This is a genomic window from Mesorhizobium sp. M1329, from assembly GCF_040318035.1.
Taxonomy (GTDB): Bacteria; Pseudomonadota; Alphaproteobacteria; order Rhizobiales; family Rhizobiaceae; genus Mesorhizobium.
Genome location: NZ_JAMYLN010000013.1, coordinates 143,592 through 158,578, shown reverse-complemented (window position 1 = coordinate 158,578; position 14,987 = coordinate 143,592). Strand labels below are relative to the sequence as shown.

12 protein-coding genes and 3 pseudogenes are annotated in these 14,987 nt (G+C 63.4%); 4 read left to right on the top strand and 11 right to left on the bottom strand.

Going from position 1 to position 14,987, the window contains the following annotated elements; translation table 11 throughout:
- Positions 1–65 precede the first annotated feature (65 nt).
- Complete coding sequence (locus NKH21_RS15940) at positions 66–272, bottom strand: hypothetical protein (RefSeq protein ID WP_352866082.1); 207 nt, start codon at positions 270–272, stop codon at positions 66–68.
- A gap of 468 nt (positions 273–740) precedes the next feature.
- Between NKH21_RS15940 and NKH21_RS15935 the strand changes: the two genes are divergently transcribed.
- Positions 741–1,052, top strand: a complete 312-nt coding sequence (locus tag NKH21_RS15935) for a DUF736 domain-containing protein (protein WP_352866079.1) — start codon at positions 741–743, stop codon at positions 1,050–1,052.
- Positions 1,053–1,222: 170 nt separating this feature from the next.
- On the opposite strand, the pseudogene NKH21_RS15930 reads toward NKH21_RS15935, so the two are convergent.
- Positions 1,223–1,676: pseudogene (locus NKH21_RS15930) on the bottom strand (Ros/MucR family transcriptional regulator); the annotation flags it as partial.
- A 1,086-nt stretch (positions 1,677–2,762) separates the two neighbouring features.
- Between NKH21_RS15930 and NKH21_RS15925 the strand changes: the two are divergent.
- Both NKH21_RS15925 and NKH21_RS15920 read left to right on the top strand, forming a co-directional pair.
- Positions 2,763–3,368 (top strand): annotated as a pseudogene (locus tag NKH21_RS15925) (transposase); the annotation flags it as partial.
- Between the two features lie 674 nt (positions 3,369–4,042).
- Positions 4,043–6,156, top strand: a pseudogene (locus tag NKH21_RS15920) (DUF3363 domain-containing protein).
- A gap of 120 nt (positions 6,157–6,276) precedes the next feature.
- On the opposite strand, the gene NKH21_RS15915 reads toward NKH21_RS15920, so the two are convergent.
- On the bottom strand, positions 6,277–6,654 hold the full coding sequence (locus NKH21_RS15915; RefSeq protein WP_352866077.1) for a helix-turn-helix transcriptional regulator: 378 nt from the start codon (positions 6,652–6,654) through the stop codon (positions 6,277–6,279).
- Positions 6,655–6,764: 110 nt separating this feature from the next.
- Between NKH21_RS15915 and NKH21_RS15910 the strand changes: the two genes are divergently transcribed.
- Positions 6,765–7,502: a hypothetical protein gene (locus NKH21_RS15910; protein WP_352866075.1), complete on the top strand. Its 738-nt coding sequence runs from the start codon at positions 6,765–6,767 to the stop codon at positions 7,500–7,502.
- Positions 7,503–7,695: 193 nt separating this feature from the next.
- On the opposite strand, the gene NKH21_RS15905 is transcribed toward NKH21_RS15910, so the two are convergent.
- The 8 genes from NKH21_RS15905 to NKH21_RS15870 form a co-directional block, all read right to left on the bottom strand.
- Complete coding sequence (locus tag NKH21_RS15905; RefSeq protein WP_352866073.1) at positions 7,696–8,715, bottom strand: ROK family protein; 1,020 nt, start codon at positions 8,713–8,715, stop codon at positions 7,696–7,698.
- Complete coding sequence (locus tag NKH21_RS15900) at positions 8,715–9,437, bottom strand: ribulose-phosphate 3-epimerase (protein ID WP_352866070.1); 723 nt, start codon at positions 9,435–9,437, stop codon at positions 8,715–8,717. Before NKH21_RS15900 ends, NKH21_RS15905 begins: the two co-directional genes overlap by 1 nt.
- Positions 9,434–10,267 (bottom strand): alpha/beta hydrolase, encoded by an 834-nt coding sequence (locus NKH21_RS15895; RefSeq protein ID WP_352866068.1) that lies wholly within the window; start codon positions 10,265–10,267, stop codon positions 9,434–9,436. Before NKH21_RS15895 ends, NKH21_RS15900 begins: the two co-directional genes overlap by 4 nt.
- Positions 10,267–11,085, bottom strand: a complete 819-nt coding sequence (locus NKH21_RS15890) for a sugar phosphate isomerase/epimerase family protein (RefSeq protein ID WP_352866066.1) — start codon at positions 11,083–11,085, stop codon at positions 10,267–10,269. The genes NKH21_RS15895 and NKH21_RS15890 overlap by 1 nt, the downstream gene beginning before the upstream one ends.
- A complete protein-coding gene (locus NKH21_RS15885) occupies positions 11,085–12,161 on the bottom strand; it encodes a Gfo/Idh/MocA family protein (protein WP_352866063.1) in 1,077 nt (358 codons plus the stop codon). Before NKH21_RS15885 ends, NKH21_RS15890 begins: the two co-directional genes overlap by 1 nt.
- Positions 12,162–12,165: 4 nt before the next feature.
- Entirely contained in the window at positions 12,166–12,987 is an 822-nt protein-coding gene (locus NKH21_RS15880) for a sugar phosphate isomerase/epimerase family protein (protein WP_352866061.1), read from the bottom strand.
- Between the two features lie 183 nt (positions 12,988–13,170).
- Positions 13,171–14,013, bottom strand: a complete 843-nt coding sequence (locus NKH21_RS15875) for a carbohydrate ABC transporter permease (RefSeq protein WP_192254565.1) — start codon at positions 14,011–14,013, stop codon at positions 13,171–13,173.
- Between the two features lie 5 nt (positions 14,014–14,018).
- Positions 14,019–14,918: a carbohydrate ABC transporter permease gene (locus tag NKH21_RS15870; RefSeq protein WP_352488892.1), complete on the bottom strand. Its 900-nt coding sequence runs from the start codon at positions 14,916–14,918 to the stop codon at positions 14,019–14,021.
- Positions 14,919–14,987 lie beyond the last annotated feature (69 nt).

Sequence of the window (14,987 nt, the reverse complement as noted above, 5' to 3'; positions counted from 1 at the left end):
CGCCTCGCTTCTCAGATCTTGGATGCCCGGGCTTGGCGGAGGTCTTTTCTGACCGTTGCTTTCCGTTACGAGTAGCGAACGGCACGGTATTGGTCGAGCCGATGGTATTGGCCGACGCGTTCTTGCGCTGCATGTTCGCCATTTTTTTGCTCCGGAGTCGCATAAAAGGGCAGTGTGGAGCGCGGATTTTGGATCACGAAGCATACCGAGCCGCCTATGAAGAGCCGCTTTGGCAATCGCTCGCCGCGAATGATCCGGTCCACCAGCTTCACGGCGCAGCCCAGCTCCGCTCACCGGCCATCGGGCGTTGGTCCGTTTAGCGGCGATAATCGCTGTCATGGTTGAGGTGTAGTTTACCGAAATTGCCCGCAAAGCGCTCATGCCAGGGGCAAGCGCGTGACTGATCGCCGTCCCCGCGTTCACTCCTGTCTGTTCATCCTGAGCCCGCAGCGTCCTCGAATGGATTGGGTCTGACCGAGGACCGTCTTCGCTTCGCTCAGCCTCGATCGTCTTCGCGCAACGACGGCGCTTCGTTTTCTTCCCCTGGCCATACCACCCCACCACGCAGGCATGGCGGGGAGCCCGGTTTGCGTCCATTCCTCGCGGCCCAAGAAAGCCTCGCGCCGCCGTCTTCCACTTCGTTTCAGCCGCTTTGGGGTGCGGCCCGATCGTCCCCGGTCTCACGACCACCATCGAGGCCGCGATAGGCGCCGCCCGAGAAAACAGAAGGAACGACCACAATGGCGACGATCGGCACTTTCTCCCGCACCGCGAACGGCTTCTCCGGCTCGGTCAAGACCCTGAACCTCAACGTCAAGACGGTGACCTCTACACCGGCCGAAGGCGACAACGAGAAAGGTCCAAACTTCCGCATCTTTGCCGGAGCCACCGAATTCGGAGCGGCATGGAAGAAGACCTCGCGTGAGGGCCGCGACTACCGCTCGGTCAAGCTCGACGATCCGAGCTTCCCCGCTCCGATCTATGCAAGCCTGGTTGAGACCGATACCGAGGGCGAGTTCTCGCTGATCTGGTCTCGCCGCACCGCAGAGTGACCCGACTCAACACGAAGCCCCGCCGGCAAGGTGGGGCTTCGCCATGTTCAGGTCCGGTGCTGCCTGGCACATCAGTCGGGTGCAGCACGCTATGCTTTGACGAGTGGCTTGCGCGCCTTCCTAGTCGGCGACTTGATTGCCGTTGCGGTTGCTGTCGCTGCTGCCGCACGGGCAGCCCGTTTTGGTTTTTCCGCCGCGGCAGGAGTGGGCGCCACCGCCTTGCGTCCGAGGCCGATTGATTTTGCCAGAGCCGAGCGGGTGGCTGCGTAGTTCGGCGCCACCATCGGATAGTCGGAGGGCAGGTTCCATTTCTGGCGGTACGCGTCGGGCGTCAGATTGTAATGCGTTCCGATATGTCGCTTCAAGGATTTGAACTTCTTCCCGTCCTCCAAGGCAGATGATGAAATCAGGTGTCACTGATTTCTTGATCGACACCGCGGGCTCCAGCTTGGCCGCGGCCGGGGCCACAGGTGTGCCGATCCCTTGCAAAGCGGCATAGGTATCCCCGATCAGCTTCGACAACTCGCCGACCGGCAGCGGATTGTTCGACACGTAGGCGGAAACGATGTCGGCAGTGATCGATACGAGATCAGCCTGGTCGTTTTGGTCTGGAGAAACGGTCATCGAGTTTTCCTCTTATCTAATGGCGCGCGTTGAAACGGATGGGCTGTTTATTGCCGATCAGGCAAACAATTCGTTATTTCCGCCAACAAACCTCATTCGTTGCAAATATCAAGCGGGCAAGCTTCGCTTCCATCGTTCTGCCCGGCTGCGATGAAGTTGCTGATCGCGTCGGAGAAGCGACACTTTCCGCTTGCCTTTGGCACGGGGAGGCGCCCAGACCTGGACACACAAGCGCCAGAACGTATCGCTCCTGCGCTGCACGATTGAGCGACGAACGTGCGCGCACAATCTTTATCGTCGCGACATTCGGTGGCGCGGTCCTCGTCGCCACGTCGACGTGAATTGGACCTTGGGGTGCAGTTCATCTGGAACGCGTCGGTCAAGTTCAGGTTGGGCTGTTCCTCGTCGGTCAACGGTTCGGCAGGCATGTTTCGGGCGGCGGGACGCTGCACCTAAAGCGGGTCTCAACATAATCGAGGATCTCGCTGGCGCTGTCGCAGATGCTGCGCAGGGTGCCACCGCAACAGCCGCCAACGGAGTTGTCGATGTCGATGACCTGTCCAACGCGCGGCGGATGATCGGGCAACGGCCGGCGCTTCGGTTGTGCTTTTCCGTGTTCGCCACCGGAGCGGAATGATGTTCGCGCACTCGCTCGATGTCGCTTTCGATGTTCTCCAGGCAAGCTCGACTGGTCGGGGTCCATGCGCTCGGAACTGGAGAAGGGATACGCCTTCAGCCGCTCCTGGATCCTGGACCAGTGTGGTGAGCCCGTCGAGCGCCTCGCGTATGCCGGTATGACCGAGCGCCAGACGCACCTTCACGCCCGCCCGGAGCGACGATCATGATGCTTTCTCCTTACCAGTGAGCTGCCGGATTACCGCAGCCGGAGTACTGCCCGCCGGTGCAAACACGCGCGGTCCATCTGCCAGCTCAATCGCCATTATTCCGTCTGGCGGCCGCACGAGATTGCGCAGGGCAGTGAATGGCTGCAGTTCGTTTTCCGCCCCATGGATGAGCGCAACCGTTCCTAATTTGCGGCGCCTTGCGAGCGGTCAGGCCGAACTCGACCCGCCAGTGGAACGGGGGCGGAAGGCTTTCGATCAGGCTGTGCGCGATGCGACGATTGGCGATGCGCTGACGTCAGAGCTGATGGACGCCATGCTGACGGCACGCGCCGCGCTGTGGAAGCAGTACTGCCGGCTGCACGAGCTGGTCGTGAGGTTCGTCGCCCGCGACGAGCTATGCCGCCGCTTCATGGCGATCCCCGGCGTCGGCCCGGTGACCGCGCTGAGCTTCATGACGGCGGTCGAGGACCCGTCCCGCTTCCGCCGCTCGCGCGACGTGGCAGCCTACTTCGGCCTGACGTCGCGGCGTTGGCAGTCGGGCACCTCGATCGACTCGCAGGGACGTATATCGAAGGCCGGCGACGCGGACGTCCGGCGCGCCCTCTACGAGGCGGCGTCGGCGCTGATGACGCGCTTCCGCGGCAAGGACAAGGTCGGGAGCTGGGGAACGATGCTCGCGAAGCGGGGCAATCACCGCAAGGCGACGGTGGCGGTGGCGCGCAAGCTGGCGGTGCATGCCATGTGGACGGACGGGACGTGCTATGTCGGCGACCCGACGGCGCGCGAAACCGACCTTGTTGCGCGCGCCCGGGTCAAGGCCTGGAAGACGCTTGGCGCAGCCCGATGAACGGCGCGACGACGCTTGACGTGCAACGACTGCGCAGCATGACAGACGCAAACTGAACACACGAGCTCCGCTGCGAAGCGGATGAGGACCGGTGCAGACCAGGAACGACGGGACGCACGCTATCTTGCTTGCGGCCGAGCCGATCGAAAGACGGCCGGACCGCGTTGGACTGCCTGTGATGATGCCCCGTGAATCCGATGGAAAGTTGCACCCCGACGGCAAAAGCGCTGCCAGCATGCAGCCCGAAAACGCCGTCGGCGAGTGCGGAGGACTGCACGGCGCACCGGATCTCCGTCGCTTCGCGGACAAGCATGTTGCGGAAAGCCGCAAAGTGTTTTTGAGTAGAAAAGAGGAGAGACGACGATGGTGAAAAGAGTACCGGAAGCACAACCGATTATGACAGCAAGATAAAGCGAGCTGGCGCTCGTCCTCGCTTCGCTCGTAAGTGTCTGTCTGCACATTGTTTTTTCCGCCGGCTGAAGGCGCCAAGCGACTCCGCGTGAGGTGTGAAGGATGCCGGTGGTCCGCTATGTTGTTGAGTCGAAAAGCAAATCGATGATGCCGTAGCGATGTGCGATCGGCTGTTCTGCGCCACTGCAAGTCTTTGCGCGCCGTAGCAGGCTCGGTGCTCCAGCCATCTTGAAGCAGGGAATCTGACTCCCGATGCTCTCGCCATGGCAAATCGTGACAGCGAAAGATTCCAGGTTCGCACCGGCCGGACGCGCCGCGGCGGCGCGCCGGTCAATTCGCGCACGCTGCCTTTCGTGCGCCAGGTCGAGATCGCCATCCGCAAGCAGGGCGGCAACCCCAATCACCTCGGCGCAAGCAGCGGCGCCGGGAAGGGGAGTGGCCGCTTCAACGCCCGCGGCCGCGGCGGCAAGCTGGTAGCAGGGTTGCCAAAGGACGGCGGCGGGTGGAAGCAGGACGGCAGTGGCGTCCGCTCTCGCTCTCGCCGCGTCGTGGTGAAGGCGCGCGTCGTCAAGCTGCCGAAGCGAGGCAAGGGGAGCGCGCGCGGCCAAAAATTCGTGACGACGAGCAAGGCTGTCGATGCGCATCTGCGCTATCTCCAGCGCGACGGCGTGACCAGGGACGGCGAGAAGGGCAGGGTGTATTCGGCCGGCGATGACGAGGCCGACGGCAAGGCCTTCGTCGAGCGCGGCCGCGGCGACCGGCATCAGTTCCGCTTCATCGTCGCGCCGGAGGATGCGGCCGAGATGGAAGACCTGCGCTCCTTCACCCGCGATCTCATGCGGCAGATGGAGACAGACCTTGATACGCGCCTCGACTGGATCGCCGTCGACCACCACAACACCGGTCATCCGCACACCCACGTCCTGGTGCGCGGCGTCACCGACGACGGCAAGATCCTGAACATCGCCGGCGACTACATCGCCCACGGCATCCGCCACCGGGCAGGCGAGCTGGTCGAACGGGAACTCGGGCTGCAAAGCGAGATCGAGGTCGCCCGCAAGCTCGCCAACGAGGTGGACGCCGAACGGGTGACTCGGCTCGACCGCATGCTGATCGCCGAACAGCAGGAGCATGACCTTGTCGATCTCCGTCCCAATGCCAGCGACAGCTACACAATTCGCAGCAACCGCTACCTGCTGATCGATCGGGCAAAGAGACTGGAGCACTTCGGCCTGGCGAGCGAGATCGAGCCCGGCCGGTGGATTGTCTCCGACAAAACCGAAAGCACGCTACGGGCACTTGGCGAGCGCAACGACATCATCAAGACCATGCACCGGGCGCTGGACGAACACGGCCTCGCCGACGAGCGGGGTGCTGCGCAATATGTCATGCATCGGAAGACCGTCACCGAACCCGTTGTTGGCCGTGTGCTCGCCAAGGGCCTTGCCGGCGACGAGATGAGCGACCGGCTGTCGCTGTCGATGGTGTCGACGGGCGCACCCACTATGTCGAGACTGCGGATGCTACAAAGCTCGAAGACATCCAGCGCGGCCATATCGTGGCGCTCGATCCGATCCTGCCAAAGCAGGAGCCACGTGCGGCCGACCGCAACATCAGCAGCGTAGCGGGCGAGGACGGCATCTATCGGCCGAGCCAACACCTGGAGGCGATCCGCGAGACATTTTTGCAGCAGGGCAAGGACCCGGACGCCTTCGTCCGTTTCCACGTCCGCCGCCTCGAAGCACTGCGCCGGGCCGGCCACGTCGAGCGCATCGACGAAGACCACTGGCGCATTCCAAAAGACCTGTCCGAGCCCGGCATCGCCTACGATGCTCGCACCCGCGGAAAGGACTTTTCCGTCCGCGTGCTTTCGACGTTCGATCTTGATGCGCAGGTCGGCAGCGACGGTGCCACCTGGCTCGACCGGGAGCTTACGGCCAAAAGCCCGGTGCCGCTGGTGAGGTCAGGTTTTGGTCTTGAGGTGGACACCGCGCTCGACAGGCGGGCCGCCCAGCTCGTCACGATCGGCCATGCCGAACGCGATTCGACGAGCGGGACGATCACGTTCGCGCGCGACCTTGTTGCCACGCTGGAGCGCCAGGAGATCACGCGCGTCGGCAAGGAAATGGCCGCGGCGCGCGGCCTCATCTTCGCGCCCGTCCAGCCCAGCAACCATGTCGGCGGCACGCTGCTTGGCTCAGTCCGCCTTGCCAGCGGGCGCTTCGCCATGCTGGACGATGGTCTCGGGTTTCAACTGGTGCCGTGGCAGCCAATGCTCGACAAGCGCATCGGCCAGCACATCAGCGGGCTCGTGCAAAGCAGCGGCGGTATCGACTGGAGCTTCGGCAGAAAGCGCGGGCTCGGAATCGGCATGTGAGATGGGTCTGGGCAACGCAGCAAATGAACTGTGCCTTTCTCACGAGTGAGAGTGCTAGTTCAGGCCTCGCGCGATGAACCATGTCTGTCCGCTTGTGGAATCGATAGGTACGAGCGTGGGTCACTCAGGCCTTTGGCGAGCTTTGATGAGCCTCACTCCAGGTCCACTACCGTTCTCGAGCATGAATTCTGTTCCCGCATCGGTCAATGCCTTGAGAATTTTGGCCGCGGTTCCAGGGCGCCCCCCGAGTGGGCCGTCTTCGGCCTCCAGACGAGCTATGGTTGGTTCAGACACCGAAGAGTAGCGTGCCAAGTCCGCCTGCGACCACCCAAGCAACGCGCGTGCCGCTTTGATTTGGCGCGTACTAACAGTTTGCCGTAGTTTTGATAGATTTTCTAGACATTCGGCGCGCCCAATTGATATTTTTTCTATCAATTCCTGATCTCGCAGCGTGCCTAACAACCAGCGCCGCGGGACGGAATTGGCCGCAGCAGGCATTGGTGCACTTTAGTCCCCAACGCTGCTCTAGCGTGCAACGAATAGCTGGACAGGATGTCCGCACATCCTATGCAGCTGACCACAACCGAAGCTTCTGAGGAGCTCGGATCATGGGTGATTCCGAGAATACCACGAGTCTGACTTTCGTCACTCGACGACAAGTGCTTGCCGGAACCCTCGCGGCTACCACTGCGTGGCCAGTCGAAGGTAACGCGTTCGCAGGCGACGCCGGAAGGACGAATGCGCCTTCTGACGCAGCGCTGGCGCTTTGGCGGGAATGGGTCGCAGTCCACAAGCTGGCCCGGCGGCTTTGCCGCAGGCAGCAACGCCTGGAAACGAGGCTTGTTGAACGTTTCGGCTTTCCTTGTGCCATCGTTCGCCTGCCCGAGGGTCAGGACGTGACGGTCCACTCGATCGAGTCGCTGAATGAAGTGCTGGGCAAGCGCCCAGACACAGCGGATCTCCGGGAAAGGGCCGAAGCTGACCTCACCGCGCATAAGGCACGCTGGAATGCGGCTGCGGAGGAGGGCGGCTATGCTGCGGCCCTTCGAGCTGAGCGCGAGGCTGCCAACCGGGCGCAGGATCTAATGCAAGCGCTCTCAAGGACGCGTGCCACGACTGTCGCCGGCGTGGCGGGCAAGCTCGATGCCGTGTTGCGCGAAGGCGAGGCCTGGGAGGAATGCTCCGAGTTTCCCTGGCCGCAAATCCGTTCGGCGCTCAGCGATCTGGTACGGATCGCCCAGAAGACGACGGACGACGAACCGCCCGCACCTGGCGGGCTGGCACCCGTCTCCGCGAGAAACGGCTCAAGAGCCGGCTCGCCTCGTAACGGCGGCTTGCTTGACTGAGATAATCGGCTGATCTCTTCCGGTCGAGTGGCTGCGCGGAAATAAGCCACCCATTTTCATGACTTACGTCGTGGCAGGCCATTTTGTTTTGGGACGCAATTCTCGGGGAGCGGCTGTCTTTTGCAGAATTGGGGATCGGTGAAATCCAACTCTTCGACTGAGCCGGTGTTTGTGCGCACCGCGCAGCTTGAGCTCAGCCTTGGCTTACCTCCCTGGCCCCGGTTTTCGGCTCGTCGTCCTGCACCATCGCCAGCGCCGTGCCAGGTTCGCCCTCCCACAAGATCAGGCTCGCCGCGCCGACCAGGCCCGCCCGATCGCCGAGCTCGGCCGGCACGATTGGCACGTCGCGATAGGCTTGCATTGCGCGCTCCTCGACGGTCGCCCGGATCGTCGGCGCCAGGAGATCGAAGCCGTTGGAAAGGCCGCCGCCCATCACGATCAGGTCGGGCGAATAGAGATGCAGGAGGTTGGTGAAGCCGATGCCGAGCCACTTGGCTTCCGCCTCGACCAGTTGGCGAGCCGCCGCATCACCCGTCCGCGCGGCATCCACGACATGCCGCGCCGAGACATCGCCATTGTTCGAAAGGCGCCTGAGCAGCGAGCCGTCGCTCGGCGCGGTCAGTTGTGTCGCCCGCCGTCCAAGCGCGGTGCCGGAGGCAACCGCCTCGAAGCAGCCGACGGCACCGCAGAAGCAGCGGTCCCCTTCGCCGGTGATGGTCATGTGGCCGATCTCGGCCGCCAGCCCGCGCCTGCCGTGATAGATGTGACCGTCAGCGACGACGCCGCCGCCAATGCCGGTCGACACGGTGACGAACACCAGCGATCCGGTGCCGCGGCCGGCTCCGAAGCGCCATTCGCCGAGGGCTGCCGCATTGGCGTCGTTCTCCAGTCGCACCGGCAGGCCGAACTGCCGGCTGAGGATGTCGATCAGCGGCACATTGTGCCAGCCGGCCAGCGTCGGCGGCCCGATGACGATCCCGGCTTTGGGATCGAGCGGTCCCGGCGCGCACATGCCGATGCCGACCACCTTTGCCCGCGGATGCTCCGCCAGCAGGGTGCCTGCCAGCACGATGATCTGGCCGATCACAGCCTCCGATCCCGAGCCTGCCATCGTCGGTGCCGAAACCCGGGCGATGACATCACCGCTGCGTTCAACGAGCGCGCCGCGCAGCTCCGTGCCGCCGAGATCGAAGGCAAGCGCAAGCGTGCTCATCAGGCGGCGACCTTTAGTCCGTGCAGCCAGGCCATGCGCTGCGCGAGGTCGGGATCGCCGAAGGCAAGCGAGCCCAGCACAACCGTCTCGGCGCCGGCGGCGCGCAGCAGCGGCACTGTCTCGTGGCGGATGCCGCCATCCGCGGCAAGCACTATGTCGGCCTCACGGCTGGCCTTCCGCATCAGCGCGCGTGCCTCGATCAGGCGCGGACAGGCCTGGTCGGACAGGCGCTGCCCTTTGACGCCGATGGAGGTGCCGAGCAGCGTCACGAACGCCACTTGCGACAGGAAGGGGGTAACCGCCGCGACCGGCGTTTCCAGCCTGAGCACGACGCCGGCTTCGGCGCCAAGCTCATGCGCCAGCCGCACGGCGCGAAGCCCCGCTTCACCATTCTCGGCATGCACGCTGATCAGGTCAGCGCCGGCCCCGATGAACTGCCGCGTCTGCTCCTCGACGATCTCTGCCTCGACCATCAGATGCACATGGATAGGCTTCGTCGTCAGCTTAGCGATGCGAGCCACCAGGTCGGGGAAGAACAGGAAGCCCGGCGTGAAGCGGGCGTCGGCAACGTCGATATGGTGGAGGTCGACATGAGCGTCGATGCGCTTCAGGTCGCGCTCCATATTGGCGAGGTCGGCCGACCACAGCGAGAACTCGCCGATCAGCCGGTTGCGCGGCAAGGCGGCTATTGCCGAGGGGCCGGACAGGGGTTTGGTGGTCATGACGGAATGAGGCTCCGGAAGTTGGCATGGGCGTGAAGGAAGGCCGTGACCTGCGCTTGCAGCTCGGCGAAATGCCTGGAGCTGTCGAGCGCTTTGGGCGCGATATCGGCAAAGGCGGCGCTGGGAATGGCGGCCGCCAGCGTATAGGCGGAGGACAGCGGATGCACGGCATCCATGGCGTTGCCGATGACCAAAGTCGGAATATCGAGAGACTCGGCATCCCTTGCCGAGACGCCCGGTCCGTCGGCGGCGATGTCAGCGAGCACTTGCGCGAACGTCATGGCGTCCGGCCGGTCGAAATAGCCCAGCAGCGAACCGAGATTGTCGGGCGCCTCGCGATAGAGGCGTACGGCGGTCTCGGACTGCGCGAAGAGCGCCCGCGCTTTGTCCGGGCCGTGATCCAGCATGAGGCGGGCGACTTCCGCGATCGGCCGCATATTCGCCGGTGCCTTGCCAAACGTCCAGGCCGGGCGCACCAGCACGAGGCCGGCGACGCGATCGCGATGGCGACAGGCGAGGCGCAGCGCGATTCCCGCGCCCATCGACACGCCGCCGGCAACGAAGCGCTCGAGGCCGGCCTGTTCGGCGGCGGCGAGCACATCGTCGGCGAACATCTGGAAGGAGAACGGCCGATGCTTGCCGAGTGCCGAGCCGCCATGCCCGCGGCATTCGAGCGTGACGCGCCGCAAGCCGGTGCCGGCCGGGAAGGACTGGGCGACCTGCGCCTCGCCGCCGCCAAGACCATGCTGGAAGACGACCGCCAGCCCGTCGCCCGCGTCGGAAACCCGTAGCGTGCCACCATCGCGGAGCAAGGTCGTCGGGCGCTTCATCACAGGAGCCCTTTCAGAAAGCGGGCGACGCCGGGCGCCTCTTCGGCCGAAAGCCCATGCGTCACCAACGGGCCGTCGAAGCCTGTCGCCTTGAGCCGTGCGATGAAATCGGCGAAGTCGACGACGCCTTGCCCGGCGGTGGCGACGCAGCCGTGGGCAAAACGGTCCTTGGCGTGCGCCATGGCGACATGGCCGGCCGTGGTTTCTATGGCGGCGGCGACGATGGCGCGGGCCTGCGCGGCATCCGCCTGCTCGAACAGGTTCGCCGGATCGAGCACGATGCGCAGCCGCTTCGAACCCATTTTGGCGATCAACTGCATCGCGTCCTGCGCCGACGTCACGATGTTGGCCTGTTCCGGCTCGATGCCGAGATCCACGCCGTGGCGATCGGCGAGTTGCAATGCCTTTTCCATTTCGCGCGCCATGTCGGCCCAGGCCGAGGGATCGGCATTGTCGGGATGATGCGCCCACTGGTCATCGCGGTTGCGCGTTCCCGTGCACAGCGTGACGAGCGGCGTGGAAAGCTTGGCGGCGGCCTCGATCACCACCTTCAGCCGGCGCAAGCCATCGTCGCGCACGGCGTTGTCCGGATGCGCCATGTTGTAGGTGCCTGACAGTGCCACCAGCGCGACACCGGAGGCATCAGACGCGGCTGCAATGGCACGGATGACATCGTCCGGGACCGCATCCGGCGTCGACGGCAGCCCGGCGCAGGCGAGGTTGAACTGGGTGACGGCAAATCCCGCGTCGCGCACCGCGGCCAGCACGCCGGCTGGCTCGCTGCCAGGAAAAGTCTTGGCGAACACCCCGATCTGCATCAGACCGCTCCCGTCACGCTGGCGATCTCGACGCGTTCGCCGCTTTCGACCGAGCGGGCGATCGCCACCATGGCGCGGATCGAGGCAAGGCCGTCATCGACGTTGGCGCCGCGCATCGGCTCGCCGTCGAGCACCGTCTCGGCGAGGCCCTCGAGCTGGCGCCGGAAGAAATGGCCGTCGGCGCCAAGCGGCTTGCGCGACGTCGCATCCTTCTCGTGAAAGATGTCGACCTCGCTGGCGCGGAAATACCAGGGATTGAAGGTCTTCGCGATCACCGAGCCGTTTTCGCCGTAGAGCTGGAAACCCTCGTGCCAGTCCATGCGCACGGCAACCGTGAGGTCGAGATGGCCGAGCGCGCCATTGGCGAACTCGGTCTCGACGAACCAGCAATAGGCGCCGAATTTTTCGTTGAGGCGGGCACGCACAGCGGTGATCTCGCCGCACAGGAAGCGCGCCGTGTCGACGAGATGCGAGCCATGCGCCAGCATGAAATATTGCCTGAGATCGGCCTTCGGATTTCCGGCCGGCTTCCTCGCCAGCTTGCTGGTGACGGGCAGAGGTTGGATCGCGTCGGTGTTGGTGTAGCGATGGGTGGAATCGCAATACCAGGCCTTCAGCGCCAGGATGTCGCCCATCTCGTCGCGGACGAAATCGCGCGCCGCTTCCAGCGCCGGGTCGAAGCGCTTCATGTGCCCGACCTGCAGCACCTTGCCGGAACGCCTGACCGCATCGGCAAGCTTCTGGCCTTCCTCGACCGAGACGCCGATCGGCTTTTCGCAAAGAACGTGCTTGCCGGCCTCGAGCGCCTTGATCGACATCGGCACGTGATAGGCATCGGAGGTGGCGACGATCACCGCCTCGAGTTCAGGGTCGGCCAGCATTTCATCAAAGTCGCCATACATCTTCTGCGGCTCATAGGTGGCGCCCATGCGTGCCAGTAGATCGGGCGCGGCATCGCAGATCGCATAGAGGTCGGCATTGCTGGCCTTCACGCAGGATTCCAGATGCGCGAATTGCGCGATCGGCCCGCAGCCAATCACACCGACACGAAGACGACGGTCTTTCTTGCGGATCATTGTCTCAGGCTCCGTAGCCGCGCATGGTCTGGCGGTTGGTCTTGACCGCTCCGGCCGGATCGGCGGCGGCGGTTTCGGATTCCTCTTCCAGCACCAGCCAGCCGTTGAAGTTGGGCGCCGCGCTAACGATCTCGATCACTTTCGCCGTGTCGCAGACGCCCTTGCCGAGCATCGCCCAGGCGCCGCTCGCATCGACATCCTTCAGGTGCACGTAGCAGATGCGATCGCGATAGGTTGAGAGCGTGTCGGCCATGTCCTTGTGACCGCGCAGGATGTGGCCGGTGTCCGGCACCCAGCCGACCAGCGAGGCGTCGAGCAGCCCGAAGATGCGGTCGTAATCGGCGCGGTCGTAGAGCAGCGTGTTGTGGTGCGAGCTCGGATGCACCGCGACCTGGACGCCGACCTTGCGGCCGAGTTCACCAGCCTTGTTGTAGACTTCGGCCGCAATGGCGAACTTGTCGTGGCGCGGACCGTCCGACACGACGGTGGCCGAGCCCATGGACACCAGCGCGCCCGGAAAGGCGGCGGCAAAATCGATCCAGCGCCTGGCGGTCTCGAGGTCGGCGCCGATCTTCTCCTTGAGTGTGAAGCCGCTATTCGAACCGAAGGCGAAGGAGACGAGCGTCAGGCCGGATGTCTTCAGCGCCGTCGCGAACTGCGCCGGTTTGCCGGCATAGCGGCCGATCATCGTGTCGGTGATTTCGATGCCGGCATAGCCGCCATCGGCGATCGCTTTGAGCAGGTCGTCGGGGCCGCCGGCAAAACAATCTCCGAGCATTTCCCAGGTGAAGGTCTGGCAGCCGACTTTGAGGTCTTTCACGTTCATCCTTTCATTCCTTGATTCCACCTGCGCAGGCCCTTCGATGATGTGGCGCTGGAAGAACGGCACCAGCACGATCAGCGACGCTACGACGCCTGAGGCCGCGGCGACATCACCTGCCAGCAGAGAAGGTCCAATCCATCGATTCCGATGCGGCCTACTCCATCAGTTCTCCGTGGGAGGGACATCCTACTTGACCGAGCCCGCGGTCATACCGGCCAGAAAGAACCTCTGGGCAACGAGGTAGATGAGCAAGAGCGGTAGCGAGCCGAGCACGCTCATCGCCATCATTTGGTTCCATTCGAATGCATGCTGCCCCATCAACAGCTGGATACCGATCGGGACGGTGCGCATGGACGTTGACTTCGTCAGCGTCAGCGCAAAGAGAAATTCGTTCCAGCACAACAGGAAGGTGTAGACCGACGTCGCCACGATGCCAGGCAGTGAAATCGGGACGATCACCCGCCAGAGTGCGGTCCAGCTGCTGCCGCCGTCGACAGCCACCGCTTCATCGAGATCGCGGGGCAAGGTGTTCAGATATCCCGTCATCAGCAGGATCGCGTAGGGCAGCGTAAACACCAGGTAAGTCAGGATCAGTGCGACGTAGGTGTCGAAGATGCCATACGAGACGACAAGCCCGAAGAAGGGGATCAAAAGCGTGATCGGCGGGATCGTCTGCGTGCTGATGATGAGTGTGTTGAGGCTGCCCTTACCGCGGAAATTGAAACGGCTGAACCCATAGGCCGCCAGCAAGGCGATCAGCACCGTCAGCACGGTCACCGCTCCGGCCACGAAGTAGCTGTTGAAGAAGAAGCGCAGCTTTACCGGGTCGCCAAGGATGGCCGCATACGCTTCCAGCGTGAAGGCCTTCGGCAGGACGGTTGGTGGCAGGGCAAAGATTTCGGTATTCGACTTGAACGAGCTGCTCAGCATCCAGTAGATCGGGAAGGCCGCGAAAAAGAGCCCTGCGGCAAGCGCGACATGCAGCGCGACGGTGATCAGCCTGTCTTTCGGCGTGTGCCTTTTCCTCATGGTGACTATCGAGCCTTTTGATAGCGGATGTAGAACAGCGTCAGGCCGAGAGAGATCAGCAGGATGACCACGGCGCTTGCCGACGCCTGCGACAGGTTGTAGCTCGAAAACGCCAGCTTGTACGTGTAGGTGCTGAGGACCTCGGTCGAATAGATCGGACCGCCGCCCGTCGTTATCCAGATCAATGGAAAGACCTGCATGGTCCAGATGAAGTCGAGCAGCGAGATGCTGATGATGATCGGCATCAACTGCGGGATCGTGATGAAGATCAGCTTCTGGTAGGCCTTCGCCCCGTCGATATCGGCGGCCTCGTAGAAATCCTTGGGAATGCCCTGCAAGCCGGCGAGCAGGCTGACCATGAAAAGCGGGTAGCCCGCCCAGATATTGGCGAAGGTGACGGCGTGCAGCGCGGTCTCGGGCGAGGAAAACCACTCGACCTTGGAACCGATGATGCCCATCTGCATGAGAACGCTGTTCACGACACCGTTAGGCTCGAGCAGGAGGCGCCAGATCACGGCGATAATTACCGCGGTGAACAGCCAGGGCAGAATGTAGAGCACGCGCAGGATATTGCGCAGCGTCGGATTGATGCGGTCGCTGTTCAGCATGAGCGCGAAGATCATGCCGATGGTCATGTGGAAGACGACACTCATACAAGTGAAGTAGAGCGTGTGCCACAGCGAAGCCCAGAACACTGGATCGTTAAAGATCGCCTGGTAGTGTTTCAGTCCGGCAAAGGACGGGTCGCGACGCAGCACTGCGCTGTTCTGGAACGAATAGCCAATCACCGTCACCATCGGCAGCAGCATCAGCAGGCCGATTATGAGAAGCGAGGGCGACAGGTAGAGATAGGGTGCGACCGCTCGTTTCAGTCTATGGTGGCGGGAGCGCTTCTGCCGGGTCATATGCCAACCTTGGGATACGCCTTCAAGAGAAGGGGCTTCGGAAACAGGTCCGTCTAACATTGCCGATCG

Bases quoted from the DNA above. Each gene is read 5' to 3' on its own strand.
- NKH21_RS15935 (WP_352866079.1), top strand. From the start codon at position 741: ATGGCGACGATCGGCACTTTCTCCCGCACCGCGAACGGCTTCTCCGGC.
- NKH21_RS15915 (WP_352866077.1), bottom strand. From the start codon at position 6,654: ATGCCTGCTGCGGCCAATTCCGTCCCGCGGCGCTGGTTGTTAGGCACG.
- NKH21_RS15910 (WP_352866075.1), top strand. From the start codon at position 6,765: ATGGGTGATTCCGAGAATACCACGAGTCTGACTTTCGTCACTCGACGA.
- NKH21_RS15905 (WP_352866073.1), bottom strand. From the start codon at position 8,715: ATGAGCACGCTTGCGCTTGCCTTCGATCTCGGCGGCACGGAGCTGCGC.
- NKH21_RS15900 (WP_352866070.1), bottom strand. From the start codon at position 9,437: ATGACCACCAAACCCCTGTCCGGCCCCTCGGCAATAGCCGCCTTGCCG.
- NKH21_RS15895 (WP_352866068.1), bottom strand. From the start codon at position 10,267: ATGAAGCGCCCGACGACCTTGCTCCGCGATGGTGGCACGCTACGGGTT.
- NKH21_RS15890 (WP_352866066.1), bottom strand. From the start codon at position 11,085: ATGCAGATCGGGGTGTTCGCCAAGACTTTTCCTGGCAGCGAGCCAGCC.
- NKH21_RS15885 (WP_352866063.1), bottom strand. From the start codon at position 12,161: ATGATCCGCAAGAAAGACCGTCGTCTTCGTGTCGGTGTGATTGGCTGC.
- NKH21_RS15880 (WP_352866061.1), bottom strand. From the start codon at position 12,987: ATGAACGTGAAAGACCTCAAAGTCGGCTGCCAGACCTTCACCTGGGAA.
- NKH21_RS15875 (WP_192254565.1), bottom strand. From the start codon at position 14,013: ATGAGGAAAAGGCACACGCCGAAAGACAGGCTGATCACCGTCGCGCTG.
- NKH21_RS15870 (WP_352488892.1), bottom strand. From the start codon at position 14,918: ATGACCCGGCAGAAGCGCTCCCGCCACCATAGACTGAAACGAGCGGTC.